The organism is Bradyrhizobium zhengyangense (genome assembly GCF_022012435.1).
GTDB lineage: Bacteria > Pseudomonadota > Alphaproteobacteria > Rhizobiales > Xanthobacteraceae > Bradyrhizobium > Bradyrhizobium zhengyangense.
Genome location: NZ_JAKLUA010000006.1, coordinates 327,616 through 352,128, shown reverse-complemented (window position 1 = coordinate 352,128; position 24,513 = coordinate 327,616). Strand labels below are relative to the sequence as shown.

The 24,513-nt window shown below is 63.7% G+C and carries 23 protein-coding genes; 17 read left to right on the top strand and 6 right to left on the bottom strand.

What is annotated here, in order from left to right:
* The first annotated feature begins 42 nt into the window (after positions 1-42).
* The 11 genes from L6637_RS21050 to xth all read left to right on the top strand — a co-directional run bounded on the left by L6637_RS21050 (position 43) and on the right by xth (position 11,483).
* On the top strand, positions 43-1,344 hold the full coding sequence (locus L6637_RS21050; protein WP_237860975.1) for an ammonium transporter: 1,302 nt from the start codon (positions 43-45) through the stop codon (positions 1,342-1,344).
* Positions 1,345-1,400: 56 nt separating this feature from the next.
* Positions 1,401-1,712 (top strand): ArsR/SmtB family transcription factor, encoded by a 312-nt coding sequence (locus tag L6637_RS21045; RefSeq protein ID WP_237860973.1) that lies wholly within the window; start codon positions 1,401-1,403, stop codon positions 1,710-1,712.
* On the top strand, positions 1,712-2,077 hold the full coding sequence (locus L6637_RS21040) for an SRPBCC family protein (protein ID WP_237860971.1): 366 nt from the start codon (positions 1,712-1,714) through the stop codon (positions 2,075-2,077). The genes L6637_RS21045 and L6637_RS21040 overlap by 1 nt, the downstream gene beginning before the upstream one ends.
* A gap of 125 nt (positions 2,078-2,202) precedes the next feature.
* On the top strand, positions 2,203-2,805 hold the full coding sequence (locus L6637_RS21035; protein WP_237860969.1) for an ATP-dependent Clp protease proteolytic subunit: 603 nt from the start codon (positions 2,203-2,205) through the stop codon (positions 2,803-2,805).
* A gap of 426 nt (positions 2,806-3,231) precedes the next feature.
* Complete coding sequence (locus tag L6637_RS21030; protein WP_027535364.1) at positions 3,232-3,570, top strand: P-II family nitrogen regulator; 339 nt, start codon at positions 3,232-3,234, stop codon at positions 3,568-3,570.
* 38 nt (positions 3,571-3,608) lie between these two features.
* Positions 3,609-5,057, top strand: coding sequence for an ammonium transporter (locus tag L6637_RS21025; protein WP_237860967.1), 1,449 nt, complete (start codon positions 3,609-3,611; stop codon positions 5,055-5,057).
* 221 nt (positions 5,058-5,278) lie between these two features.
* Positions 5,279-5,683, top strand: a complete 405-nt coding sequence (locus tag L6637_RS21020; RefSeq protein WP_237860964.1) for a GFA family protein — start codon at positions 5,279-5,281, stop codon at positions 5,681-5,683.
* Positions 5,684-5,940: 257 nt separating this feature from the next.
* The gene (locus L6637_RS21015; protein WP_237860962.1) at positions 5,941-7,155 is read left to right on the top strand and encodes an aminotransferase class I/II-fold pyridoxal phosphate-dependent enzyme; all 1,215 of its coding nucleotides are present in this window, start codon (positions 5,941-5,943) and stop codon (positions 7,153-7,155) included.
* Between the two features lie 9 nt (positions 7,156-7,164).
* Positions 7,165-9,642, top strand: coding sequence for a DNA translocase FtsK (locus L6637_RS21010; RefSeq protein ID WP_237860960.1), 2,478 nt, complete (start codon positions 7,165-7,167; stop codon positions 9,640-9,642).
* Between the two features lie 163 nt (positions 9,643-9,805).
* Positions 9,806-10,564 (top strand): outer-membrane lipoprotein carrier protein LolA, encoded by a 759-nt coding sequence (locus tag L6637_RS21005; RefSeq protein WP_237861313.1) that lies wholly within the window; start codon positions 9,806-9,808, stop codon positions 10,562-10,564.
* 103 nt (positions 10,565-10,667) lie between these two features.
* The gene (gene xth, locus L6637_RS21000) at positions 10,668-11,483 is read left to right on the top strand and encodes an exodeoxyribonuclease III (RefSeq protein ID WP_237860958.1); all 816 of its coding nucleotides are present in this window, start codon (positions 10,668-10,670) and stop codon (positions 11,481-11,483) included.
* 26 nt (positions 11,484-11,509) lie between these two features.
* On the opposite strand, the gene L6637_RS20995 is transcribed toward xth, so the two are convergent.
* Entirely contained in the window at positions 11,510-11,953 is a 444-nt protein-coding gene (locus L6637_RS20995) for a Crp/Fnr family transcriptional regulator (RefSeq protein ID WP_237860957.1), read from the bottom strand.
* Positions 11,954-12,013: 60 nt separating this feature from the next.
* Positions 12,014-12,700 (bottom strand): response regulator transcription factor, encoded by a 687-nt coding sequence (locus tag L6637_RS20990; RefSeq protein WP_007598630.1) that lies wholly within the window; start codon positions 12,698-12,700, stop codon positions 12,014-12,016.
* Positions 12,701-12,904: 204 nt separating this feature from the next.
* Here L6637_RS20990 and L6637_RS20985 point away from each other — a divergent pair, with 204 nt between their 5' ends.
* Entirely contained in the window at positions 12,905-13,474 is a 570-nt protein-coding gene (locus L6637_RS20985; protein ID WP_237860955.1) for a L,D-transpeptidase family protein, read from the top strand.
* Between the two features lie 6 nt (positions 13,475-13,480).
* Entirely contained in the window at positions 13,481-14,266 is a 786-nt protein-coding gene (locus L6637_RS20980) for a 2-keto-4-pentenoate hydratase (protein ID WP_237860953.1), read from the top strand.
* Positions 14,267-14,424: 158 nt separating this feature from the next.
* Here the strand turns inward: L6637_RS20980 and L6637_RS20975 are convergent, their stop codons facing one another.
* Complete coding sequence (locus L6637_RS20975; protein WP_237860950.1) at positions 14,425-15,114, bottom strand: YggS family pyridoxal phosphate-dependent enzyme; 690 nt, start codon at positions 15,112-15,114, stop codon at positions 14,425-14,427.
* 108 nt (positions 15,115-15,222) lie between these two features.
* Between L6637_RS20975 and L6637_RS20970 the strand changes: the two genes are divergently transcribed.
* A complete protein-coding gene (locus L6637_RS20970; protein WP_237860948.1) occupies positions 15,223-16,926 on the top strand; it encodes a sensor domain-containing diguanylate cyclase in 1,704 nt (567 codons plus the stop codon).
* 54 nt (positions 16,927-16,980) lie between these two features.
* Here L6637_RS20970 and L6637_RS20965 read toward each other — a convergent pair whose 3' ends face one another.
* Positions 16,981-17,958: a GGDEF domain-containing protein gene (locus L6637_RS20965; RefSeq protein ID WP_237861312.1), complete on the bottom strand. Its 978-nt coding sequence runs from the start codon at positions 17,956-17,958 to the stop codon at positions 16,981-16,983.
* A gap of 262 nt (positions 17,959-18,220) precedes the next feature.
* Between L6637_RS20965 and leuS the strand changes: the two genes are divergently transcribed.
* Genes leuS through holA form a run of 3 tightly spaced genes read left to right on the top strand, consistent with a single transcriptional unit; the run spans position 18,221 to position 22,435 of the window.
* Complete coding sequence (leuS, locus tag L6637_RS20960; protein WP_237860946.1) at positions 18,221-20,845, top strand: leucine--tRNA ligase; 2,625 nt, start codon at positions 18,221-18,223, stop codon at positions 20,843-20,845.
* Positions 20,832-21,383, top strand: a complete 552-nt coding sequence (locus tag L6637_RS20955; protein ID WP_237860944.1) for an LPS assembly lipoprotein LptE — start codon at positions 20,832-20,834, stop codon at positions 21,381-21,383. The genes leuS and L6637_RS20955 overlap by 14 nt, the downstream gene beginning before the upstream one ends.
* Before the next feature lie 23 nt (positions 21,384-21,406).
* On the top strand, positions 21,407-22,435 hold the full coding sequence (holA, locus tag L6637_RS20950) for a DNA polymerase III subunit delta (protein WP_237860942.1): 1,029 nt from the start codon (positions 21,407-21,409) through the stop codon (positions 22,433-22,435).
* A gap of 141 nt (positions 22,436-22,576) precedes the next feature.
* Here holA and L6637_RS20945 read toward each other — a convergent pair whose 3' ends face one another.
* Both L6637_RS20945 and L6637_RS20940 read right to left on the bottom strand, forming a co-directional pair.
* Complete coding sequence (locus L6637_RS20945; RefSeq protein WP_237860940.1) at positions 22,577-23,464, bottom strand: ParB/RepB/Spo0J family partition protein; 888 nt, start codon at positions 23,462-23,464, stop codon at positions 22,577-22,579.
* Positions 23,465-23,616: 152 nt separating this feature from the next.
* Positions 23,617-24,429 carry a ParA family protein gene (locus L6637_RS20940; RefSeq protein ID WP_271607817.1) on the bottom strand — a complete coding sequence of 271 codons (813 nt, stop codon included), beginning with the start codon at positions 24,427-24,429 and terminating at the stop codon, positions 23,617-23,619.
* Positions 24,430-24,513 lie beyond the last annotated feature (84 nt).

Sequence of the window (24,513 nt, the reverse complement as noted above, 5' to 3'; positions counted from 1 at the left end):
GCCATCGCGTGCGACGCCATCACTATGCCGGGGGGAAATGACATGGCGGGATTGTTGCGCCGCGTAGCCGCTATGGCTGCGCCGATTGGAGTTGCGTTGGGCGTGACTGCGCCGGCGCATGCCGCGACGAGCGAGATCAACACCGCCGATACCGCCTGGATGATCGTCGCCACCGCGCTGGTGCTGATGATGACGATCCCGGGACTGGCGCTGTTCTACTCCGGCATGGTGCGCAAGAAGAATGTGCTCGCGACCATGGCGCAGAGCCTTGCCGCGGTGACGCTGATCTCCATTCTCTGGGTCGCGTTCGGGTATTCGCTGTGTTTCGTCGGCGACGGCCCGTGGCTCGGCACGCTCGACCGCTGGTTCCTCGGCGGCATGACCATGGACAGCGTCAACCCGGCGGCGAAGACGATCCCCGAAGCGCTGTTCATGCTGTACCAGATGACGTTTGCGATCATCACGGTGGCGCTGGTCGCGGGCTCGGTCGCGGACCGAATGCGGTTCTCCGCTTATCTCCTGTTCTCCGTCGCGTGGTTCATTTTCGTCTACATTCCGCTGGCGCATTGGGTGTGGGGCGGCGGCTTCCTCAACAGCATGGGCGTGCTGGATTTCGCCGGCGGCCTCGTCGTGCACCTCTCGGCCGGCACCGGCGGCCTCGTCGCCGCAAAGGTGATGGGGCGCCGTCATGGCTACGGCACCGAAAATCTCTCGCCGTTCGATCTGTCGCTCGCGGTGATGGGCACCGGACTGTTGTGGGTCGGCTGGTTCGGCTTCAACGGTGGCTCGGCAGGCGCGGCCAATTCGCGCGCGGTGATGGCGATCATCGCAACGCATCTGGCAGCCTGCTCCGGCGCGCTGACCTGGGGCGCGATCGAATGGTATGCGCGGCGCAAGCCCTCCGTGCTCGGCATGATCTCGGGCGCAGTGGCTGGCCTTGGCACCATCACGCCGGCCTCGGGCTTCGTCGCACCGTGGCACGGCATCGTTATCGGCATCGCCGCCGGCGCAATCTGCTACTGGGCCTGCACTTGGCTGAAGCACCGCTTCAACTACGACGACTCGCTCGACGTGTTCGGCGTCCACGGCATCGGCGGACTGACCGGCACGCTGCTCGCGGGCGTGTTCGCAACCAGCGCGATCGGCGGCACTGCCGGCCTGCTCGAGGGCCATCCGCGGCAATTGCTGATCCAGCTTTACGGCGTCGCCGTCACCTTCGTCTGGTCGGCGGGGGTGAGCTTCATCCTGCTCAAGCTGGTCGGCCTGTTCGTGCCGTTGCGCGTCTCGCGGGAGCACGAGCTCGAGGGCCTCGATATCTCGCAGCATGGCGAGGCGCTTCAGTAATCGGGGCTTGTCGGAAGGGGCTTGCGCAACACATAAGTACATGCTTATGTGTTGCCATGATCGAAGCCGACATCTTCAAGGCGCTCGCCGACCCGACCCGCCGCAAGGTCTTTGAAAAGCTTGCCGGCGGCAGCCTGAATGCAAGCGCCTTGCGCGACGGATTGGAGATCAGCCAGCCGGCGATGTCGCAGCATCTGTCGGTGCTGCGCGAGGCAGGTCTCGTTCGCGAGCAGCGGCAGGGCCGCTTTGTGAATTACGAAGTCGATCCCGAAGGAATCGTTGCCATCGGGACCTGGCTTGCGCGCTACCGCGCCTATTGGCCGAAGCGCATGGACGCACTCGCCGACCTCCTGAAGGAGATGGATTAATGAACGACGCCGCGAAGCCTGATCCCTCCAATGAACCCTTAATGGTCGAAGAACCTTTGGTGCTCGAATTTGAATTCGATGCGCCGCCTGCAAAAGTCTGGCGCGCAGTGACCATTCCTGAATTGCGCGAGCGCTGGTTGCCGGATTGCGACCTGGCCGGCGCCGAGCCTGAGACATCGATCCCCGGCGAAGAGGTGCGCTACCGGATGCGCGATTCCGAACCACCTTTCCGCGAGAGCCAGGTGATCTTCAAGATCGAGCCGAACGTGTCGGGCGGCACGCGCTTTCGCATCATCCAGCAAGCCTGCGTGAAGCTGCCGCAGCCCGCCAACAGCAATTGCCGCGTGATGCGCGCGGCGGCCTAGAGCATGATCCGGAAAAGTGTGAAGCGGTATTCCCTCGCGACAAACGCGGAACGCGTTTGCGCGGAGATCATGCTCACGTAAGAGCACCCACACGACTTCATCACCTGCAGACATGGAGGTCGCCGATGCGCGACATGCTTCAGCTCGTCCCTATGGTCGTCGAACAATCCGCGCGCGGAGAGCGATCCTTCGACATCTATTCGCGCCTGCTGCGCGAGCGCATCATCTTCCTCAATGGCGAGGTCAATGATTCGATGTCGGGCCTCGTCTGCGCGCAGCTCCTGTTCCTGGAAGCAGAGAACCCCAACCGGCCGATCAATCTCTACATCAACTCCTATGGCGGCGTGGTCACCTCTGGTCTCGCGATGTACGACACCATGCAGTTCATCAAGGCGCCGGTTCATACGCTGTGCATGGGCACCGCGCGCTCGATGGGCTCGTTCCTGCTGATGGCCGGCGAGCCCGGCCACCGCGCCGCGCTGCCCAATGCGAGCCTTCACGTGCACCAGCCGCTCGGCGGCTACCAGGGCCAGGCGTCCGACGTCCTGATCCACGCCAACGAAATGCAGGAAACCAAGCGGCGCCTCATCCGCCTCTATGCGCAGCATTGCGGGCGGACTGTAGAGGAGGTCGAGCGGACACTCGACCGCGACCACTTCATGACTGCGCAGCAGGGGGTCGAATGGGGGCTGGTCGATCGGGTCTTTGCGCAGCGCGACGCGGCCTGACGGCCGCATAGCGGTCCCCAGTCGGATACCTTCGGCGAGGCCGGTCAGCGCAACCCCGGCCGCCGCCTCGCGCGCATCCCGTGAGCAGCGGGCGCGACGGCCTGACATTCTCCAAGCCAAGCCCGTATCAAAATACCTTTTGGCTGCCCGACGCGTGAGCAACATTGTGTCGGCAGCCTGTCGTGCCCTCATTTTAATCAGGCATGACCACGTATTGAGCGCGACGTAATAGCGCACTGCACCACAATACCCGTCAAACGCGAAAACACCCGTTTTCATAGTCCGTTAGGCAACCCGCCCGATCTGGCACGGCATTTGATTCTAGGGGGCGTGGCTGTGCCCGCGTAGTGAAACTTCTCCCTCGTGGCGAACCAGTCGAGAAACGCCCGGCCACGTCCGGACCGGGCCCAAGCGGGGATAGGACCCATGAAAATTGTTATGGCGATTATCAAGCCATTCAAGCTGGAAGAAGTCCGTGACGCCCTGACCGCCATTGGCGTTCACGGTCTCACGGTGACGGAAGTCAAGGGATATGGCCGTCAGAAGGGCCATACGGAAATCTATCGCGGCGCCGAATATGCCGTGAGCTTCCTGCCCAAGATCAAGATCGAAGTCGCCGTCGCCTCCGAGCAGGTCGACAAGACCATCGACGCCATCACGTCGGCTGCGAAAACCGGACAGATCGGCGACGGCAAGATCTTCGTCATCAACCTCGACCATGCGGTCCGCATCCGCACCGGCGAGGCCGACGCCGCGGCCCTTTGATTTCGCGCTCAACCAAAATTCAATCAGGAGTAAATGAAATGACGTTTAAGCGTCCCTATGGCGCGGGATTGGCGGCTCTCGCAGTCGGCCTTTTCGCTGCGACCGCAGCCTATGCCGAGCCAACGGTCAACAAGGGAGATAACGCCTGGATGCTGACATCGACAGTCCTCGTGCTGTTGATGACGATCCCGGGTCTCGCGCTGTTCTACGGCGGCCTCGTTCGTTCCAAGAACATGCTCTCGGTCCTGATGCAGGTGTTCTACACCGTCTGCGTCGTCACCGTGATCTGGGCCGTGTACGGCTACAGCCTCGCCTTCACCGGCGGTTCCGACTTCATCGGCGGCTTCTCCAAGGCCTTCATGATGGGCGTCACCACCGACTCGAAGGCCGCGACCTTCTCGGTCGACGCCAACATCTCGGAGCTCGTCTATGTGTGCTTCCAGATGACCTTCGCGGCGATCACGCCCGCCCTCATCGTCGGCGCCTTCGCCGAGCGCATGAAGTTCGCGGCCATCGCGCTCTTCATCCCGCTCTGGGTCACGCTGATCTACTTCCCGATCGCGCACATGGTTTGGTACTGGCCCGGCCCGGACGCGATCCAGGACGCTGCCAAGGCGCTTGCCGCGGCTGCTGACGGTGCTGCGAAGACCGCGGCGCAGGCCAAGCTCGACGAGATCAACGCCGACGCCGGCTGGATCTTCAAGAAGGGCGCGATCGACTTCGCTGGCGGCACGGTGGTGCACATCAATGCCGGCATCGCAGGCCTCGTCGGCGCTCTGCTGATCGGCAAGCGCGTCGGCTACGGCAAGGAGCTGATGGCTCCGCACTCGCTGACCATGTCGATGATCGGCGCCTCGCTGCTCTGGGTCGGCTGGTTCGGCTTCAACGCCGGCTCCAACCTCGAAGCCAACGGCGGCGCTGCGCTCGCCATGACCAACTCCTTCGTCGCCACCGCAGCCGCCGCGCTGTCGTGGATGTTCGCGGAGTGGATCGTGAAGGGCCATCCGTCGGTGCTCGGCGTCATCTCCGGCGCTGTCGCGGGCCTCGTGGCCGTCACGCCCGCCGCCGGCTTCTCCGGCGTAATGGGTGCGATCGTCCTCGGTCTCGTGGTCGGCGTGGTCTGCCTGTTCTTCTGCACCGTGGTGAAGAACGCGCTCGGCTACGATGACTCGCTCGACGTGTTCGGCGTGCACTGCATCGGTGGCATCGTCGGCGCCCTCGGCACCGGCATCCTGGTGAACCCGGCCCTCGGTGGCGCCGGCATCATCGACTACACCGCGATCCCGCCGAAGGTTGCCGATTACGACTTCGCCGCGCAGATGATCTCGCAGATCGAAGCCGTCTGCACCACGCTGGTGTGGTCGGGCATCGGTTCGGCGATCCTCTACAAGGTCGTCGATGTGATCGTTGGCCTCCGCGCCAATGTCGAGACCGAGCGTGAAGGCCTCGACATCACCGAGCACACCGAGCGCGCCTACAACATGTAAACCTCTCCTCCCGGCCGCGATCTTCTCCGGAGATCGCGGCCACTCCTACGGTTTGGGCACATACCCGGCAATGCCCCGACCGTTGAGGGGCTCCAGCGCAAGTTGGAGCCCCTTTCTTTTTGCAAGATTCCTTTTTGGTGTGGGACCGAAAAAAGGATTGCCATTCCTGATTGCCGGCGCAGAGATATCGACCACAACGAACAACAACAATGGAGGTCGTCATGCGTTTGGAAGGCGGATGCTATTGCGGCGAGGTGCGCTACGTGGCCGAGGGCGATCCGATGATGCAGGGCCAATGTCACTGCCGCGAGTGCCAGTACATCTCGGGCGGCGCACCCAACGCCTTCATCGCGATGCCGGCAGACGGCTTCACCTACATCATCGGCCACCCCAAGCAGTTCACCCGCAAGGATCTCGAACGCGCCGTTACCCGCGAATTCTGCGCCGAATGCGGCACCCATCTCGTCACGAAAATACCCGGCCTGCCTGCCGTCGTGGTCAAGGTCGGCACGCTGGACGAGCCCGAGCAATTCCATCCCCAGTTGGCGATCTACACTTGCGACAAGCAGGAGTTCCACACGATCCCTGCGGGCATGCCGACATTCGAGAAGCTGCCGGGACACTAAAGGATGGAACTCGGCTAGAGGTGCGTTCCCTCCTCCCTTGTGGGGGAGGGAACGGAGAGAGCGCTGCTCTCGACCGAACTCAATTTCGACTTCACCCCGCCATCCCGTTGTTATCCGGCCTCATTTTTCCGGCTCTGGACGGACCGGCCGGCCGATGGTTAATCGCGTCTTAACCTCGCCCTATCTATGGTGAACTGAACCGCTTTCCCGCCGGCGCCCGCGCGCGACCGGCCGTTCCGAGAGTACTGGCGCCCAGAATGGTCATGACCGCTTCATCCCGTGCGCCGCAGGCCAGTGGAAGCTCCGACAACCACCGCTCGCCCTTCGTCCGGCTGAACGAGCTGCTGGCGCCGCATCAGCCCGGCAAACCCTTGATTTCGCTGGCTGTCGGCGAACCGCAACATCCGGTACCTGACTTCGTCGGCCCGGTGCTGGCCAAGCACATCGCCGATTTCGGCCGTTACCCGATGAACCAGGGCACCGAGCCGTTCCGCAACGCTGCGAGCGCCTGGCTGTCGTCGCGTTTCAAGCTGCCGCGCGCGCTCGACCCCAAGAGCGAGATTCTCGTGCTCAATGGCAGCCGCGAGGGGCTGTTCCTCGCCGCGATCGCAGCGGCTCGCTATGTCGGGCCGAAGCCCGGCAAGCCCGCGATCCTGATGCCGAACCCGTTCTATCCGGTCTATGGGGCCGGCGCCGGCGCAGCGGCTTGCGAACCGGTTTATCTGCCGACCACGGTCGAAAACGGCTTCCTGCCCGATCTCGATGCCATAGACGAGGCAACGCTTGCGCGCACCGTTGCATTCTATCTGGCCTCGCCCGCCAATCCGCAGGGCTCGGTCGCCTCGCGCGCTTATTTCACCCGCCTGAAAAGCCTCGCCGATCGCCACAACTTCATGATCCTCAGCGACGAGTGCTATTCGGAGATCTACACGCGCGAAGCACCGGGCAGCGCGCTCGAATGCGCAGGGCCCGATTTCACCCGCGTGGCTGCGTTCCAGTCGTTGTCCAAGCGCTCCAACCTGCCGGGCCTGCGTGTCGGCTTCGCCGCCGGCGACAAGACGTTCATCGGCAAGTTCCTGGAGCTGCGCAACATCGCCGCACCGCAGGTGCCGGTGCCGCTCCAGCATGTCGCGACCGTTGCCTATGGCGACGAGGCGCATGTCGAGGAGAACCGCAGGCTCTACCGGATCAAGTTCGATCTCGCCGACCAGATCATCGGCAATCGTTACGGCTACCGCCGGCCCGATGCCGGCTTCTGCGTCTGGCTCAACACGTCAGAGATCGGCGACGACGTCTCGGTGACTCTGAAGCTCTTCAAGGAAGCCGGCGTACGCGTGGTGCCCGGCTCCTATCTGGCGCGGCTTCAGCCCGATGGCTTCAATCCCGGTGCCGGCTACATCCGCCTGGCGCTGGTGCAGGATAGTGAGACCACGGCGCAGGCGCTGCACCGGCTGGTTGAAACTCTGGGTTAGGCGGGGCCCATGAGCATGTCGGCAATCGAACGTGTCATTCCCCTGGTCGGCCATCTGCCGCCCTCGATCCGCGATGCGCTGAGCCGCCGCCTGCGCGAGTTGACAGGCTTTGGCCTCGTCACACTCTCGGGCGTCGCCTCCGCCGCGCTGATGACCTGGTCCGTCCAGGACCCGAGCCTCAGCCACGCGACCTCGCGGCCGATCCACAATGTCCTCGGTTATGCCGGCGCCATCGGCGCTGACCTCGCGATGCAGATCCTCGGGCTCGGCGCCATCATGCTGATCCTGACGGTTGCGGTGTGGGGCTGGCGCATGATGACCCACCGCCCGTTCGATCGCGAGGCGCTGCGGCTCGGCTCCTGGATACTCTGCACGGTCATCGCGGCTGGCTTCGTCAGTTGCTGGCCGCATGGCGGCGCCTGGCCGCTGCCGACGGGGCTCGGCGGCGTGGTTGGCGATGCGCTAGTGCGCGCGCCTGCGGTGATCTTCGGGCCGCCCGGCGCGATCTATCGCATCGTGCTCGGCGCCATCCTGTTCGTCGCGCTGGCCGCAACCTTCCTGATTGCCTGCGGCCTCGGCGCACGCGAGCATGACGATGAGCTCGCGGAAATCGAGGATGATGACAAGCCCCTCGATGACGACGAGGACAGCGATCGTGGTTCGGTGTCGCTGGGCTGGCTATTCCACGCGCTGATGAGCACCAAGGCGCGGTTGATTTGGCTGTTCGGCGCGGCCTACCGCTCGCTGGTCTCGAGCGGATCGAAGACCAAGGCAGTTTCGTTCAGCCGGCAAGAGCCCAATCTCGGCGGCCGCGCCGCCCCTTCGATCTCGCCGCAGTCCGAGGACGAGGATTACGAGGACGAGCACGAGGAAGAAGAGGAAGACGAAGAGGAGGAAGAGCAGCCGGCCGCGCGTGCTCCACGCAAGAAGGCCGCACCGAAAGCCGCTTCCAAGAAATCCTCCGACAAGTTCGAGCTTCCATCCGTGTCCGTGCTGGCTGCGCCCAAGGCCGGCGATCGCCAGCCGCTCAGCAAGGCCGAGCTGGAAGCCAATTCGCGTTCGCTCGAAGGCGTCCTCCAGGATTTCGGCGTGCGCGGCGAGATCGTGAAGGCCAATCCGGGCCCTGTCGTCACGCTGTACGAACTCGAACCAGCTCCCGGCATCAAGTCGTCGCGCGTGATCGGGCTTGCCGACGACATCGCGCGTTCGATGAGTGCGCTGTCGGCGCGCGTCGCCGTCGTTCCCGGCCGCAATGCCATCGGCATCGAGCTGCCGAACGCGCATCGTGAAAAGGTCTATCTGCGCGAGCTGCTGGTCGCCAAGGAAACCGTCGACACGGTCGCGAAACTGCCGCTCTGCCTCGGCAAGACCATCGGCGGCGATCCCGTCATCATCGATCTCGCCCGCACGCCGCACATGCTGATCGCCGGCACCACCGGCTCGGGCAAATCGGTTGCGATCAACACCATGATCCTCAGCCTGGTCTACCGGCTGCGCCCGGACCAGTGCCGGCTGATCATGGTCGATCCGAAGATGCTCGAGCTCTCCGTCTATGACGGCATTCCCCATCTGCTCACGCCTGTCGTGACCGATCCGAAGAAGGCGGTGGTCGCGCTGAAATGGGCCGTGCGCGAGATGGAAGAGCGCTACAAGAACATGGCCAAGCTCGGTGTGCGCAACATCGACGGCTACAACACGCGCCTGCTGGAGCTGAAAGCCAAGGGCGAAGAGCCCACGCGCACGGTGCACACCGGCTTCGACAAGGAAACCGGCAAGGCGATCTACGAGGAAGAGAAGCTCTCGCTCGATCCGCTGCCCTACATCGTCATCATCGTCGACGAAATGGCCGACTTGATGATGGTCGCCGGCAAGGACATCGAAGGCGCGGTGCAGCGCCTCGCGCAGATGGCGCGCGCCGCCGGTCTGCATGTGATTCTGGCGACACAGCGTCCGTCGGTGGACGTCATCACCGGTACCATCAAGGCGAACTTCCCGACCCGCATCGCCTTCCAGGTCACCTCCAAGATCGACAGCCGCACCATCCTCGGCGAGATGGGCGCCGAGCAGCTGCTCGGCCAGGGGGACATGCTCTATATGGCCGGCGGCGGCCGCATCAGCCGCGTGCACGGACCGTTTGCCTCGGATGAGGAAGTCGAGAAGGTGGTGCGCCATCTCAAGACGCAGGGCCAACCGGAATATCTGGAAGCGGTCACGGCGGAAGAGCCGACCGAGGACGAAGATGGCGGCGCCGTGTTCGACGCCAGCGGAATGGGCGCGGATGGTGGCGGCGATCTGTTCCAGCAGGCCGTTGCGATCGTCAAGCGCGACCGCAAGGCCTCGACCAGCTACATCCAGCGCCGCCTGCAAATCGGCTACAATCGTGCGGCATCCTTGATGGAGCGCATGGAACTGGAAGGCATTGTCGGACCCGCCAATCATGCCGGCAAGCGCGAGATTTTGGTCGAGGAAGAAGACAGTCATATGTGAGGCAAGGAGCTACTGACCCGCCTCGGAATGCTATTCTCACGCAATTCGATCTCCGCTTTTGCCCGAAATCACGCTAAAACGGCGCCCAGCCACACAGGACGACGCGTTGACCAGACATCCGGACCTTGGATTCGCAGCCTCTTTCGCCGCGCGCAGCGCGCTCGTGGCAGGCGTGCTTCTCGTCACCGCCGTAACGATGACCGTAGCGTCAGTCGCGCAGACGGTCCCCGTGCCGAAGCCGGCACCGAAAGCGCGCGACGCTGCTCCGCCGTCGGGCGGACCGGCCATCACGGGGGCAACGCAAGCGCCGCCCAATCCGATCATTCCCGATCCGCGCCGTAACGTTCCGAGCAGCATCTTCCAGACCTTCGACGACAAGCAGAAGGCGCAGGCGGCCAAGGTCAGCGCCTATCTGTCGTCGCTGTCGACGCTGGTCGGAAACTTCGTCCAGGTCGGCCCCGACGGCAGCAAGACGCAAGGCGATTTCTACATCCAGAAGCCGGGCAAGATGCGCGTCGAATATGATCCGCCGAGCCCGATCGATATCGTCGCCGACGGATCCTCCGTCGTGGTGCGCGATCGCAAGCTGGCCACGCAGGACGTCTATCCGCTGTCGCAGACGCCGCTCCGCTTCCTGCTGTCCGATCGCATCGATCTGATGAAGGACACCAATGTCGTCAACGTCTCCGCCGACGACCTCTTCATCAGCGTCACCATCGAGGAGAAGCAGGCGCTGGTCGGCACCAGCCGGCTCCTGCTGATGCTCGGCGCCAAGGACGGCCAGTTGAAGCAATGGACGGTGACCGATCCGCAAGGTTACGACACCACATTCGCGGTTTATAATCTGGACACGACCAAGAAGCTCGATCCAAACATGTTCAAGATCGACTTCACCAATTACAACGTGCCATCGCCGGGCTGACGGTGCCGTAGGGTGGGTTAGCCTTCGGCTAACCCCACCCCACGGCAGCGACCCTGTGGACAGGCATTTCGCCCACGCCAATCCATGCTAAGACGCAACTCCCATGCGTCTTTCCCTGACAACCTGGAACATCAACTCGGTGCGGCTGCGCATCGACCTGGTCGCGAAATTCCTCAAGAGCGCGCGGCCGGACGTGCTGTGTCTCCAGGAGACCAAATGCATCGACGATGCCTTTCCGCTGAAGCGTTTCAAGCGGCTCGGCTATGAGCATGTCGCGTTGAACGGACAGAAGGGCTACCACGGCGTCGCCATCGTCTCGAAGATTCCGTTCGAGTCCACTGACATCCGCACCTTCTGCGACAAGGTGGATTCGCGCCATATCTCGGTGTCGTTCGGCGAGAAGGCTGCAATCGCAAAGCCGCTGGTGCTGCATAATTTCTACGTGCCCGCCGGCGGCGACATTCCCGATCCCGCGCTGAACGAAAAGTTCGACCACAAGCTGCGCTTCCTCGACGAGATGAAAGCCTGCGAGCCGCTGCACCCGCGCGGCGAAGATCGCCACATCCTGGTCGGCGACCTCAACGTCGCGCCGCACGAGAACGACGTGTGGTCGCACAAGCAGCTTCTCAAGGTCGTCTCGCACACACCTGTCGAAACCGAGAAGCTGAAGGCCGCGCTGGAAGCCGGCGAATGGGTCGACGTCGCACGCGACCGCATTCCGATGTCGGAAAAGGTCTACACCTGGTGGAGCTATCGCTCCGCCGACTGGACCGTCGGCGACCGCGGCCGGCGGCTCGACCACATCTGGGTCTCGCGCGCGCTGAAGGACGCGGTGCAGGATTTCAAGATTTTGCGCGATGCCCGCAGCTGGGAGCGGCCGTCGGACCACGTGCCCGTGACGGTGACGCTGGAGATCTGACGTCGCCCTTTCGCCAGAAAGGGGACTTAGGTGCTGAGCTTCGAACCCGCCATCAGGATATCGCTGGCGATCTGGCTGGAGCGGATGGCGAATTCGTCACGCAGGCGGACCGCGGCGGCAGGATCGCTCTCGAGCACGCGCTGAAACAGGCTGCGCGCGACACGGATGACGGAGGAATGCTCCAGCGCCACCGCGCCGGACGGCCGCTTCATCGGCACCACCAGCGCAAGCTCGCCAATCAGCGTGCCGGGACCGGCGATCATCTCGGCGCCGGCGCCGTCATCGACGCGAAAGGCGCCGCGCTGGACCACGAAGCCGGCGTCGGCGTCGTCACCGAGATTGAACAGGATGTCGCCGCGGACGAAGTCACGTTGCTCGGAGCCGATCGCCAACATGCGCAACGAGGCGTCTCCCAACAAGCGCAGTGTCGGGACACACTCAAGCAGCGCTACGTCATCGTCGATTGACATTCCGGTCCGAGGCTCGAGGAACGCGCTAATTTACGACGAATCGCGCGTTCCTGGAACGTATCACGGCACCAGCTTGTAGCCACCGGCTTCCGTCACCAGGATTTCCGGGTTGGCGGCATCCTTCTCGATCTTCTGGCGGAGGCGGTAGATGTGGGTTTCCAGCGTGTGGGTGGTGACGCCGGAATTGTAGCCCCAGACCTCCTGGAGCAGGGTCTCGCGCGACACCGGCATCTGGCCGGCCCGGTAGAGGAAGCGCAGGATGGCCGTTTCCTTCTCGGTGAGGCGGACCTTGCGGGCATTGGCCGCGGTCAGCATCTTGGAGCCGGGACGGAAGGAGTAGGGGCCGACCGAGAACACCGCGTCCTCGCTGGCCTCGTGCTGGCGCAGCTGGGCGCGGATGCGGGCGAGCAGCACGGCGAAGCGGAAGGGCTTTGCGACATAGTCGTTGGCCCCGGATTCCAGGCCCAAAATCGTGTCGGAATCGGTGTCGTGCCCCGTCAGCATGATGATCGGCGCCTTGAAGCCGCCTTTACGCAGGGAGCGGACCACTTCGCGGCCATCAGTGTCGGGGAGGCCGACATCCATCAGGACAAGATCGGGGGCATTGGCCTTTGCGGCGCTGGCGCCCTTGGCGCCGGTATCGACGGCGGAGGCTTCAAATTCTTCGTGTAGCGATAATTGCTCCACCAACGTATCGCGCAGATCGGTATCGTCATCCACGATCAGGATCTTGCGGGCATTGGCCATAGGGGATCATCCTTTTGGAGTCCGGCGAGGCGCGCATGCATGCCGCACCCAGCCGTGATGGGAAAGTTTAGGGGTCGTCATTCTTATTGTTGTTCGTGTTGAAGTAGTGGGCTGTTACCGATTCACAAGCCGGAAGCACTCTAACCTAGAATAGCAGGACGGTTTGATGAATGTCCTGTAATGAATTCGACATCGCGATTTCACATGAAAAACAAAGCCGTGTCAGTCAGTTACACCGGGAATCGAGGCAACGGACCGCTATCCGCGATCCGCGTTAAGCCTGCCGCCGGGAATCCGCGCCGGGGCTGGCTGACGGCAGGCCACCTGACCATTCCAGTGGCGCTGGGGCGCGGCGGCATTCTGGCCAACAAGCGCGAGGGCGATGGCGGCACCCCCAAGGGCAGCTTTCGGCCCCGGCAATTGTGGTGGCGGGGCGACCGGCACCGCCGCCCCAGGACGTTTCTGCCGGCGCGCATCATCACCGACACGGACGCCTGGTGCGAGGATCCCGGCGACCGCCATTACAACCAGCGGATTCGGCGCGGGCAGGGCGAGGGCGGCGACCGGCTGAAGCGCGCGGACCATCTCTATGACTTCATCATCGAGATCGATCACAACACGCGCCCGCGCATTGCCGGCCGCGGCAGTGCGGTGTTCCTGCACCTGGCGCGCGACAATTTCGGCCCGACTGCAGGCTGCGTCTCCATGACCAAGGCCGCGATGCTACAGCTGCTGCGGCGGATAGGACCAAGAACAAGAATCATCATCGGGTGAGGACGCATGCTCGACAAGGATCAGATCGTCGCGGCTTCGCGAGTTCTCGTTCAACATTGGCGCGACGGCAGCAAATTCGACGCACTTGAGGCGCAGTTACGACCGCGGAGCCGCGCTGACGGTTACGTGGTGCAGGCCGCTCTCGAAAATCAATCGCTCGGAAATTTGTTCGGCTGGAAGATCGCGGCCACGAGCGAAGCCGGGCAGAAGCACATCAATGTCTCAGGACCGCTGGCCGGTCGCATCATGAGCGACACCGTCATCGCCGACGGCGGCACCGCCTCGATGAAAGGTAACGCGATGCGCGTCGGCGAGCCGGAATTCTGCTTCCGCATGGGACGCAACCTGGCACCGCGGTCTTCGCCCTTTGGCGTCGATGAAGTCCTTGCCGCCGTCGACACCTTGCACCCCGCCATCGAGATTCCGGATTCACGCTTCACCGATTTCACCAGCGCCGGCGAAGCGCAGCTGATCGCCGACAATGCCTGCGCGCATCTGTTCGTGCTGGGGCCGGCAACGACTGCGAATTGGCGCGCGATCGATCTCATCGAGGAGCGGCCCGTGATCACGGTGCGCGGCGAGCGCTATATCGGTCACGGCAAGAATGTGCTCGGCGATCCCCTGATGGCGCTGACCTGGCTCGCGAATGAGCTGCGCGAGCTCGGCATCACCTTGCGGGCAGGGCAGGTGGTGACGACAGGCACCTGCCATCCGCCGCTGCCGATTCAGGCCGGCGATCTCTTTGCGGCGGACTTTGGTGCACTGGGGAAGGTGTCGGTGAGGTTCGTGTAATCACCGTCGTCGTGGCGAGCGAAACTCTCTCCACGCGTCATTGCGAGCGTAGCGAAGCAATCCAGAGTCTCTCCGTGGAAAGATCCTGGATTGCTTCGCTACGCTCGCAACGACGAAATCGAGAGCCTTTGCCGGGCACGGCCGTTGCAAACGGCAAATCACCGATGCCCGAAGATCGCACTCCCCACGCGCACATGCGTGGCGCCCAGCATGATGGCGGTCGCATAATCCGCGCTCATGCCCATCGACAGGTTCGTAAGTCCATTGCGCGCGGCGATCTTGGCGGTCAGCGCGAAATGCGCCGCGGGCGGCTCATCCACCGGCGGAATGCACATCAGGCCTGATATCGTCAGGCCATAGGTGTCGCGGCAGCTCTTGAGGAAGGCGTCGGCCTCGCCGGGCGCGACGCCGGCCTTCTGCGGCTCCTCGCCGACATTGATCTGGACGAAGAGTTGCGGGTGCTTGTTCTGGGATTCGATTTCTTTGGCTAACGCTTGGCAAATGCTCGGACGGTCGACCGAATGGATCGCATCGAACAGCGCGACCGCCTCTTTCGCCTTGTTGGATTGCAGCGGTCCGATGAGATGCAGCGCGATATCAGGGTAAGCAGACGTTAACGCCGGCCACTTGCCCTTGGCCTCCTGCACGCGATTCTCTCCGAACACGCGCTGTCCGGCGCCGATAACAGGCATGATCGCATCCGCCGAGAACGTCTTCGACACCGCGATCAGCGTCACGGAGGCGCGATCGCGCCGCGCATCCTTGCAGGCGCGCACAATCTCCGCCTCGACCGCGGCCAGCGCATTTGATGAATCGCCGGTTACCGGCGCGGCGTCGTTGTCTGTCATGATGTCGGTTGGGCCGTGACCTTAACGGAGGTAGTTCCAATTTTACCGAGTTCAAGCAAGGGTTTTTGAACCCTTCGCTTTACCTTGCGCGCGGGGTGGGTAACGAAGATGGCAAACGTCAGTTTCAACCGCAAGCGCGCAAAACTCAAGCAGGTCCTCGGCATCAGGGCCCGGCTTGCATTGCTCGCGGTGATTCTGGTCGCGCCCCTGATGCTCGAGCGGATCCGCTCGCTGGAAGATACCCGCACCAAGCAGATCGCCCAGGCCACCGCCGAATTCACCACCGTCGCACGGCACAGCGCCGATGCGCAGCGCGAGGTGATCTCGTCGGTCGAGACCATCCTGAAATCGGAAGCCTTCATCCGCGCCTCCGCCGGCGGCGTCAGCAAGAGTTGCGATGTGCTGCGCGCGAGCCTGCCGACGAGCCTGCCCTGGATTCGCACACTCCTGATCGCCGGCCGGGATGGCCGCATCCAGTGTGCGACCAACAACATGTATGTCGGTCTCGACCTCTCCGACCGACCTTATTTCCAGCAGGCGCAGGAGACCGGCCGGTTCGTGCTGTCCGACTTCATCCTGTCGCGTCCCGTGCAGGCACCGACCGTCATGGCGGTCTATCCGGTCTCCGCGTTCAGCGGCGTCGCCGACGCCGTCGTGCTGGCAACCGTCAATCTCGACTGGATGTCGAAGGTGATGAACAATCTTGGTGGCCGCGTCGGCATCACCGCGGTGCTGGTCGACAGCACCGGCACCGTGCTGGCCGCACCCGCCGACCAGCACAGCGTGGTCGGACGGCCCCTCGACGACATGCCGCTGATGTCGGCGATCGCCGATCTTGCCTTGCGCTCCGACCAGGACGAAGGCTCGTTGTCCTTCCTCGCTGCTGACGGCTCGCAGCGCGCGGTCAGCTTCATCCGCATCGCCGGCACCAATGCCCGCCTGATCGCCAGCATCGACGAAGACAAGGTGTCCGCCGCAGTGAGCCGCGACATCCGCACCGCCTATCTCCAGCTCGCTTTCGTCGTGGTGTTCGTGCTGCTCGGTGCGCTGATCGCCGCCGAGAAGCTCGTGATCAAGCCGATCGAAATGCTCGCCGACATGGCCAAGCGTCTCGGCGAGGGCGATCTGTCGGCCCGCGCCGCGCGCAAGAGCCTGCCCTCCGAATTCGTGCCGCTGGCGCGCGCCTTCAACGCGATGGCGGCGCAGCTCAGCCAGCGCGAACGCGAGCTGATCGCGACCAATGATCGCCTCACGGTGATGGCGTCGATCGACATGCTGTCGGGGCTCGCCAACCGCCGCGGCTTCCAGAGCCGGCTCGATTTCGAATGGATGCGCGCGCAGCAATATGGCAGCGAGCTCGCGCTGCTGATGATCGACGTCGACCATTTCAAGCTGTTCAACGACACCTACGGCCATCTCGAAGGCGATTCCTGCCTGACGCGCCTCGGCGAGTCGCTGTCCGGCATCGCGGCCGATACGATGGGCTTTGCCGCGCGCTATGGCGGCGAGGAATTCTGTCTCTTGCTGCCGAACACCGACGTGATGCGCGCCGTCGCGATCGGCGAACAGGTGCGCGCGGCCGTGCTGAAGCTTTGCCTGCCGCACATTACCTCGGCCCACATGATCGTCACCGTTTCAATCGGCGTTGCGGCGACGCGGCCGAACGAGGCCCTGCGTCCCGGCGATCTGATCGAAGCCGCTGACGCTGCGCTCTACGCCGCCAAACATCGCGGCCGCAACAATGTCGTCGAGCACGGCGTGCAGGCGATCGAGAAAGGCAAAGCGGGCATGATGATTGCGGCGAGCGCCTAGATTCTGGTTTTGACGCTTTCTTGCGCGAACCGGCGTTCGCTTCGCTCGAAAACGCTAGCCGGCAGCCTCGGCGCGATCGAGCTCGTTTTCCGTCACCACGCGATTGCGGCCGCCGCCCTTGGCGAGATAGAGCGCGCGATCGCAGCGCTCGATCAAATCCGCGGTGGGTTCGCCGGGCCGATACTGCGCAACGCCGATTGAAACCGTGATGGTCGGCAGAACCTCGCCGGTCGAACGGCGCGTGATGGTGCACTCGCCGATCGCGCGCCTGATGCGCTCGGCGATATCAGTGCACGCCGCAAGATCGGCATCCGGCAGCACTGCGATCAGCTCCTCGCCGCCGTACCGCGCCGGCAGATCCTGCGGGCGGACCTTTTCGCGCAACACCTTCGCCATCAGGCGCAGCACCTGGTCGCCGACGCCGTGACCGAAATTGTCGTTGAAGGTCTTGAAGTGGTCGATGTCGAGCAGCAGCACGCTGAGCGGCTCGCCCCAATCCGCCATTGTTTGCGCCTTGCGCAGGAATTCGTCGAGCGCCCGCCGGTTGGGCAGTCCGGTCAGCGTATCGGTCAAAGCGCGCTGTTCGGATTTGGTCAGCGAATCCCTGATAACGTCGAGCTCGCGGGTCTTTTCCTCAAAGCCGGCTTCGAGCCGCGTCGCACGGGTGGCGGCCCGCGCCAGCTCGTTCATGAGCTGGGCGACCAGCGCCTTCGGATCCACGCCGGCCTTGCCCTGGTCGGCAACCTCATTGATCGCCTGCATCTGGGAATGGTTGTCGGCGATCGCGGTCGCCAGAAATTCCTTTGCCGCACCCATCAGGGCCTGCAGCCGCTCGGACGTCTCGACCACGACGGCGCTCACCTGGGGCGCGATATAGGTCTCGAACAGGTCTTGGTTGGTCCTGCTGTCGAAGGGACGGTTGTGGTCGATCAGGAGGTCAATGGCGTTGCGCAGGTCGTTATGGCTGCCGGCGTAATACTGGAACCAGATCGCAAAATTGGTCGGTGTCGGCGGAATCCGCTGCTCTGCCATGCTCCGCACCGCCCGCCCGGCGATGGACGCGGCATAGTCGTAGTCGGGATCGTCGAAATATGAGGCCATGGCCTGACGCGGGGTGCTGTTGGCCCAACCTCGCACCCGACCCCTTAATCCGATCCCAATACCCTTGTCCGTACTTTTGCGGAGCAGCATTGCGAGGGGCCGCTCGTCACGGCAACCCATTGACCCCCCGAGGACTTCTATGGCCTAGTCCGGCCTCTTCAGGCCGCCGAAACCACGAAAACGCAACGATTCCATGACCTCCGAACGCTACAACGCCCGCGACGCCGAACCGCGCTGGCAACGCAAATGGGACGAACAGGCGATCTTCGTCTCGAAGAACGACGATTCGCGGCCGAAATATTACGTGCTGGAGATGTTCCCCTACCCCTCCGGGCGCATCCATATCGGCCATGTCCGCAACTACACGCTCGGCGATGTGCTGGCCCGCTTCATGCGCGCCAAGGGGTTCAACGTGCTGCACCCGATGGGCTGGGATGCGTTCGGCCTGCCGGCCGAGAACGCCGCCATCGAGCGCAAGGTCGCGCCCAAGGCCTGGACCTACGACAACATCGCCGCGATGAAGAAGCAGCTCCGCTCGATCGGGCTATCGCTGGACTGGAGCCGCGAATTCGCGACCTGCGACCCCAGCTACTACAAGCATCAGCAGAAGATGTTTTTGGACATGCTCGCCGCCGGCCTTGCCGAGCGCGAGAAGCGCAAGCTGAACTGGGATCCCGTCGACATGACCGTGCTCGCCAACGAGCAGGTGATCGACGGCCGTGGCTGGCGCTCGGGCGCCGTTGTTGAACAACGGGAAATGAGCCAGTGGGTCTTCAAGATCACGAAGTACTCGCAGGAATTGCTGTCGGCACTGGATGGGCTCGACCGCTGGCCCGACAAGGTCAGGCTGATGCAGCGCAACTGGATCGGCCGGTCCGAGGGCCTGTTGATCCGTTTCGCGCTTGATGCGGCGACCACGCCTGCCGGCGAAAGCGAGCTGAAGATTTTCACCACGCGCCCCGACACGCTGTTCGGCGCGAAGTTCATGGCGATCTCTGCGGATCATCCGCTGGCGCAGGCGGCCGCGGCCAAGAACCCTGCTCTTGCGGAGTTCATCTCCGACATCAAGAAGATCGGCACCGCGCAGTCGATCATCGACACCGCGGAAAAGCAGGGTTTCGACACCGGCATCCGCGCGGTGCATCCGTTCGATCCCAGCTGGAAGCTGCCGGTCTATGTCGCCAACTTCGTGCTGATGGAATACGGCACGGGCGCGATCTTCGGCTGCCCCGCGCATGACCAGCGCGACCTCGACTTCGTCAACAAATACGCGCTCGGCAATACGCCGGTCGTCTGTCCCGAGGGCCAGGATCCCAAATCCTTCGTCATCACCGACACCGCCTATGACGGTGACGGCCGCGTGATCAATTCGCGTTTCCTCGACGGCATGACCATCGAGCAAGCCAAGGAAGAGGTTGCCAAGCGGCTGGAAAACGAGCTGCGCGGTAATGCGCCTGTCGGCGAGCGTCAGGTCAATTTCCGCCTGCGCGACTGGGGCATTTCACGCCAGCGCTATTGGGGCTGCCCGATTCCGGTGATCCATTGTCCGAAGTGCGACGTGGTGCCGGTGCCGGACGACCAGTTGCCGGTGGTGCTGCCGGAGGATGTCAGCTTCGACAAGCCGGGCAACGCGCTCGACCATCATCCGACCTGGAAGCACGTCACCTGCCCCACATGCGGCGGCAAGGCGCAGCGCGAGACCGACACCATGGACACCTTCGTGGATTCGTCCTGGTATTTCGCGCGCTTCACCGATCCCTGGAACGCAAACGCACCGACGACGCCGACCGTCGCCAACCGCATGCTGCCGGTCGACCAGTATATCGGCGGCGTCGAGCACGCGATCCTGCATCTGCTCTACAGCCGCTTCTTCACCCGCGCCATGAAGGCGACCGGGCACCTCGCGCTGGATGAGCCGTTTGCCGGCATGTTCACGCAGGGCATGGTGGTGCACGAGACCTACCAGAAGGCCGACGGCAGCTGGGTGCAGCCGGCCGAGGTGAAGATCGAGGTCGGCGGCAACGGACGCCGTGCGACGCTGCTCGCGACCGGCGAAGACGTCGCGATCGGCCCGATCGAAAAGATGTCGAAGTCGAAGAAGAACACGGTCGACCCCGACGACATCATCGCGACCTATGGCGCCGACGTCGCCCGTTGGTTCATGCTGTCGGACTCCCCGCCCGACCGCGACGTGATCTGGAGCGATGAGCGCGTCCAGGGCGCTTCGCGCTTCGTGCAGCGGTTGTGGCGGCTGGTGAACGATGCCGTGGAGGCCGGCAAGGCTGCTCCGGCAACCCGCCCGGCGTCCTTCGGCGACGACGCGCTCCTGCTGCGCAAGGCCGCCCATGGCGCGCTGGACAAGGTCACATCAGGCGTCGAGCGGCTGCATTTCAACGTCTGCCTCGCCCATATCCGCGAATTCACCAATACGTTCTCGGAGGTGCTCCAGCGTCCCGGCCAGCCCGCGGCCGATTTGGCCTGGGCGATCCGGGAGGCCAGCCAGATCCTGGTCCAGCTGTTCTCTCCGATGATGCCGCATCTGGCCGAGGAGTGCTGGCAGGTTTTGGGCCAATCCGGGCTGGTTTCCGAGGCCAATTGGCCGCAAATCGAACGCGATTTGCTGGTTGAAGACAGCGTGACGCTGGTGGTCCAGGTCAACGGCAAGAAGCGGGGTGAGGTCACGGTTGCAACAGCGGCCCAGAATCCGGAAATCGAGGCTGCCGCTTTGGCGCTTGATGCTGTAAAATTGGCGCTGGACGGCAAACCCGTCCGCAAGGTGATCATCGTTCCCAAGAGGATCGTGAATGTTGTCGGCTAGGATCCGTATCGCAGCCCGCTTGCTGGCGGTTGCCACACTGGCGGGGCTGACGGCCGGCTGCTTCCAGCCGATGTATGCCGAGCATACCGACGGCACCCCCGGCTTGCGTGAGAAGCTGATGGGGGTCGATCTGCCGCCGATCTCGAAGGCGAACGCCTCGCGCGAGGCCCGCGTCGGCGTCGAGATCCGCAACGCCCTCGCCTTCAAGCTCTACGGCTCGGCGACCGGCATGCCGCCGACACACCGGCTCGATATCCGCTTCACCACCAGCAAATCGTCGCTGATCGTCTCTGCCCTGACCGGCCTGCCGACCAGTGAGAATTACGGCATCGACTGCCAGTACAATTTGATCGAGGTGGTGAGCGGCAAGTCGGTGATGACCGGCTCGACCTTCTCGCGCGTGTCCTACGACATGCCCGGCTCGTATCAGCGCTTCGCCCGCAACCGCGCGATACGCGACGCAGAGGATCGTGCTGCCAACGAGATTGCCGAGAATATCAACACGAGGCTCGCCGCGTTTTTCACCGCAGGCTCGTAGTTCGTTTCCCGCTTGAGGGCCCGATGGTCGCGTTGCGCGGAAAAGAGGTCGATGCCTTCCTCGCACGTCCAGATGCGGGTCGCCCGATCATCCTGCTTCATGGTCCCGATGCCGGCCTCGTGCGTGAGCGCGCCGACGCGCTGATTGCGTCCGCCGTCGACGATCCCAATGATCCCTTCTCGCTGGTGAAGCTCGACGGTGACGAGCTCTCCGCCGAGCCGTCGCGCCTGGTCGACGAGGCCATGACCGTGCCCTTGTTCGGGGGCCGCCGCGCCATTCGCATCCGCGCCGGCTCGCGCAGCTTTGCCGCCGGTGTCGATACCCTGGCCGAAATGTCGGTGAAAGATTGCCGCATCGTGATTGAAGCCGGCGAGCTGCGCCCGGAATCGCCGCTGCGCAAGGCCTGCGAAAAAGCCAAGACCGCCGTTGCGATCGGTTGCTATCCCGACACCGAGCGCGACCTCGCGAAATTGATGGACGACGAGCTCCGCATCGCCAACTTGCGCATCACGCAGGATGCCCGTGCCGCATTGATGTCGTTTCTCGGCGGTGACCGGCAGGCCTCACGCAACGAGCTGCGCAAGCTCACGCTCTACGCCCACGGCAAGGGCGAGATCACGCTGGACGACGTGATGTCCGTCGTCGCGGATGCGTCCGAGCTCAAGCTCGATCCGATCGTCGACGGCGCTTTTGCCGGCCGGCCCGACATCGTCGAGACCGAATTCGCAAAGGCCATGATCGCCGGCACCTATCCCGGCGTGATCCTCTCGGCCGCGCAGCGCCAGGCCGCGTGGCTGCACAAATCCGCGCTCGCCATCGCCGACGGCCAACCGGCCTCCGCGGTGCTCGACGGCGGCTTTCCGCGCCTACATTTTTCACGAAAGCCCATGGTCGAAACGGCGCTGCGCAATTTCAGCGTGGCACGGCTCGCCGCTATCATCGAACAGCTTGCAACGGCCGCGCTCGACACCCGCAAGCAATCCACGCTCGCCGCCGCGATTGCTCAGCGCACGCTAATGGCGATCGCCGTGAATGCAAGGCGGCGGGGATAGGCTTCCACTCTCACCAGGCATTGCGAGGAGCTCGCGCGACGAAGCAATCCAGAGTCTTTCCGCGGAAAGATCCTGGATTGCTTCGCTTCGCTCGCAATGACAAGCGGATAGAGCTGGCTTTCACCAGGACGACACCGACGCCTACAGCCCGCCCTTCGCGAGCCGCTTCATCACCTCGTCGAGCTGATCGAGGTTGCGGTAGTTGATCTGGACCGAGCCGCCGGGGTCGCGGTGATTGACGGTGACCTTGAGGCCGAGCGCGTCGCTGACGCGTTTTTCGAGATCGATCGTATCAGGGTCCTTTTCCTTGGCCCCGGTGACACGCGGCTTTTGCGGCTTGCGCTCCGGTACGCCCTCTTCGTGCGCGAGCGCTTCGGCCTGGCGGACGTTGAGACCTTCCGCAACGATCCGCTTGGCGGCAGCGAGCGGATCGGGCACGCCGATCAGCGCGCGGGCGTGACCGGCGGTCAGCTCACCGGTTGCGATGAAGGCTTGCACTTCGGCCGGCAGCTTGGTCAGCCGCATCATGTTGGCGACGTGGCTGCGGCTCTTGCCGACGACCTTGGCGATGTCCTCCTGGCTGCGTTTGAACTCGTTGGCGAGCGCGTGATAGCCCTGCGCCTCTTCCATCGGATTGAGGTCTTCGCGCTGTACGTTCTCGACGATCGCGAATTCCAGCGCATCGCTGTCGCTGATGTCGACCGGCACGATCGGCACTTCGTGCAGACCCGCCATCTGCGACGCGCGCCAGCGCCGCTCGCCAGCGATGATCTCGAAGCGATCCTGCGCGCCCTTGACGGGACGGACCACGATCGGCTGGATCACGCCGTGCTGCTTGATCGACTCCGAGAGCTCCTTGAGCTCGGTGTCCGAAAACGTACGGCGCGGGTTGCGCGGATTGGCCTTGATGAATTCGATCGGCACCTTGCGCTGCGCGCGCGGACGGTCGACGTGCTGGGCCTCGCCGCCGACGTCACCGATCAGACTTGCAAGACCCCGGCCCAGTCGCGAACGCGCTTCGTCAGCCATCGCCAGCTCCCTTGGATTCACGCTGCAGCACTCCAGAACTGAATTTTCGAATCGTAGGGTGGGTTAGCCGAAGGCGTAACCCACCTCTTCTGTTTTCCGCGGAGGTAGACATTGGTGGGTTACGCCTTCGGCTAACCCAAGCTACGGCACCGCTAATGCGTGACGCGCAGCTCGCGCTCGCGCTGGATCACTTCGGTGGCGAGCCGCAAGTAAGCTTCACTGCCGACGCATTTGAGATCGTAGACCAGCACCGGCTTGCCGTAGGACGGTGCTTCCGAGATGCGCACGTTACGCGGGATCATGGTCTTGTAGACCTTCTCGCCCATGAACTGGCGGACGTCGGCGACGACCTGGTTCGAGAGGTTGTTGCGCGAGTCGAACATGGTCAGCACGATGCCGTGGATCGACAGGTTCGGATTGAGCGTCGAGCGCACCTGCTCCACCGTCTGCAGCAATTGCGACAGACCTTCGAGCGCGAAGAACTCGCACTGCAGCGGCACCAGGATCGCGTCCGATGCGGCCATCGCATTCACCGTGAGCAGGTTGAGCGAAGGCGGGCAGTCAATCAGCACATAGGTGTAGTCGGCATCCGGCGAGACGTTGTTGTTGAGCGAGGCGATCGCATCGCGCAGCTTGAAGGCACGGCCGGCCGTGGTGCCAAGCTCGAGCTCGAGGCCGGAGAGATCCATGGTCGAGGGCGCGATGTGCAGCCGCGGCACCGCAGTCGAGACAACGGCCTCACGCAAAGGAGCCTCGCCGATCAGCACGTCGTAGGTCGAGCAGGAGCGGTTGCGGCGGTCGATGCCGAGCCCGGTCGAGGCGTTGCCCTGCGGATCGAGGTCGACGATCAGGACGCGCTCGCCAATCGCAGCGAGCGCGGTGCCAAGGTTGATCGCTGTGGTTGTTTTTCCCACGCCACCCTTTTGATTCGCTAGCGCCAGGATGCGCGGGTGACCATGGGGCACTTCAGCTTTTTCTCGGTCAGCTTCTTGGTCAGCTTCTTGGGCGCCCTGGTCTTGCTGCGGCTCGTCAATCACGGTCATCGAAAT

What these genes read in the sequence shown, in the direction of transcription:
- L6637_RS21010 (WP_237860960.1), top strand. Translation starts at nt 7,165, where the DNA reads ATGAGCATGTCGGCAATCGAACGTGTCATTCCCCTGGTCGGCCATCTG.
- leuS (WP_237860946.1), top strand. Translation starts at nt 18,221, where the DNA reads ATGACCTCCGAACGCTACAACGCCCGCGACGCCGAACCGCGCTGGCAA.
- L6637_RS21035 (WP_237860969.1), top strand. Translation starts at nt 2,203, where the DNA reads ATGCGCGACATGCTTCAGCTCGTCCCTATGGTCGTCGAACAATCCGCG.
- holA (WP_237860942.1), top strand. Translation starts at nt 21,407, where the DNA reads ATGGTCGCGTTGCGCGGAAAAGAGGTCGATGCCTTCCTCGCACGTCCA.
- L6637_RS20965 (WP_237861312.1), bottom strand. Translation starts at nt 17,958, where the DNA reads ATGGCAGAGCAGCGGATTCCGCCGACACCGACCAATTTTGCGATCTGG.
- L6637_RS20980 (WP_237860953.1), top strand. Translation starts at nt 13,481, where the DNA reads ATGCTCGACAAGGATCAGATCGTCGCGGCTTCGCGAGTTCTCGTTCAA.
- L6637_RS21040 (WP_237860971.1), top strand. Translation starts at nt 1,712, where the DNA reads ATGAACGACGCCGCGAAGCCTGATCCCTCCAATGAACCCTTAATGGTC.
- L6637_RS21015 (WP_237860962.1), top strand. Translation starts at nt 5,941, where the DNA reads ATGGTCATGACCGCTTCATCCCGTGCGCCGCAGGCCAGTGGAAGCTCC.
- L6637_RS20975 (WP_237860950.1), bottom strand. Translation starts at nt 15,114, where the DNA reads ATGACAGACAACGACGCCGCGCCGGTAACCGGCGATTCATCAAATGCG.
- L6637_RS20970 (WP_237860948.1), top strand. Translation starts at nt 15,223, where the DNA reads ATGGCAAACGTCAGTTTCAACCGCAAGCGCGCAAAACTCAAGCAGGTC.
- L6637_RS20995 (WP_237860957.1), bottom strand. Translation starts at nt 11,953, where the DNA reads ATGTCAATCGACGATGACGTAGCGCTGCTTGAGTGTGTCCCGACACTG.
- L6637_RS20945 (WP_237860940.1), bottom strand. Translation starts at nt 23,464, where the DNA reads ATGGCTGACGAAGCGCGTTCGCGACTGGGCCGGGGTCTTGCAAGTCTG.
- L6637_RS21030 (WP_027535364.1), top strand. Translation starts at nt 3,232, where the DNA reads ATGAAAATTGTTATGGCGATTATCAAGCCATTCAAGCTGGAAGAAGTC.
- L6637_RS21045 (WP_237860973.1), top strand. Translation starts at nt 1,401, where the DNA reads ATGATCGAAGCCGACATCTTCAAGGCGCTCGCCGACCCGACCCGCCGC.
- L6637_RS20990 (WP_007598630.1), bottom strand. Translation starts at nt 12,700, where the DNA reads ATGGCCAATGCCCGCAAGATCCTGATCGTGGATGACGATACCGATCTG.
- L6637_RS21025 (WP_237860967.1), top strand. Translation starts at nt 3,609, where the DNA reads ATGACGTTTAAGCGTCCCTATGGCGCGGGATTGGCGGCTCTCGCAGTC.
- L6637_RS21020 (WP_237860964.1), top strand. Translation starts at nt 5,279, where the DNA reads ATGCGTTTGGAAGGCGGATGCTATTGCGGCGAGGTGCGCTACGTGGCC.
- L6637_RS21050 (WP_237860975.1), top strand. Translation starts at nt 43, where the DNA reads ATGGCGGGATTGTTGCGCCGCGTAGCCGCTATGGCTGCGCCGATTGGA.
- xth (WP_237860958.1), top strand. Translation starts at nt 10,668, where the DNA reads ATGCGTCTTTCCCTGACAACCTGGAACATCAACTCGGTGCGGCTGCGC.
- L6637_RS20985 (WP_237860955.1), top strand. Translation starts at nt 12,905, where the DNA reads ATGAAAAACAAAGCCGTGTCAGTCAGTTACACCGGGAATCGAGGCAAC.
- L6637_RS20955 (WP_237860944.1), top strand. Translation starts at nt 20,832, where the DNA reads ATGTTGTCGGCTAGGATCCGTATCGCAGCCCGCTTGCTGGCGGTTGCC.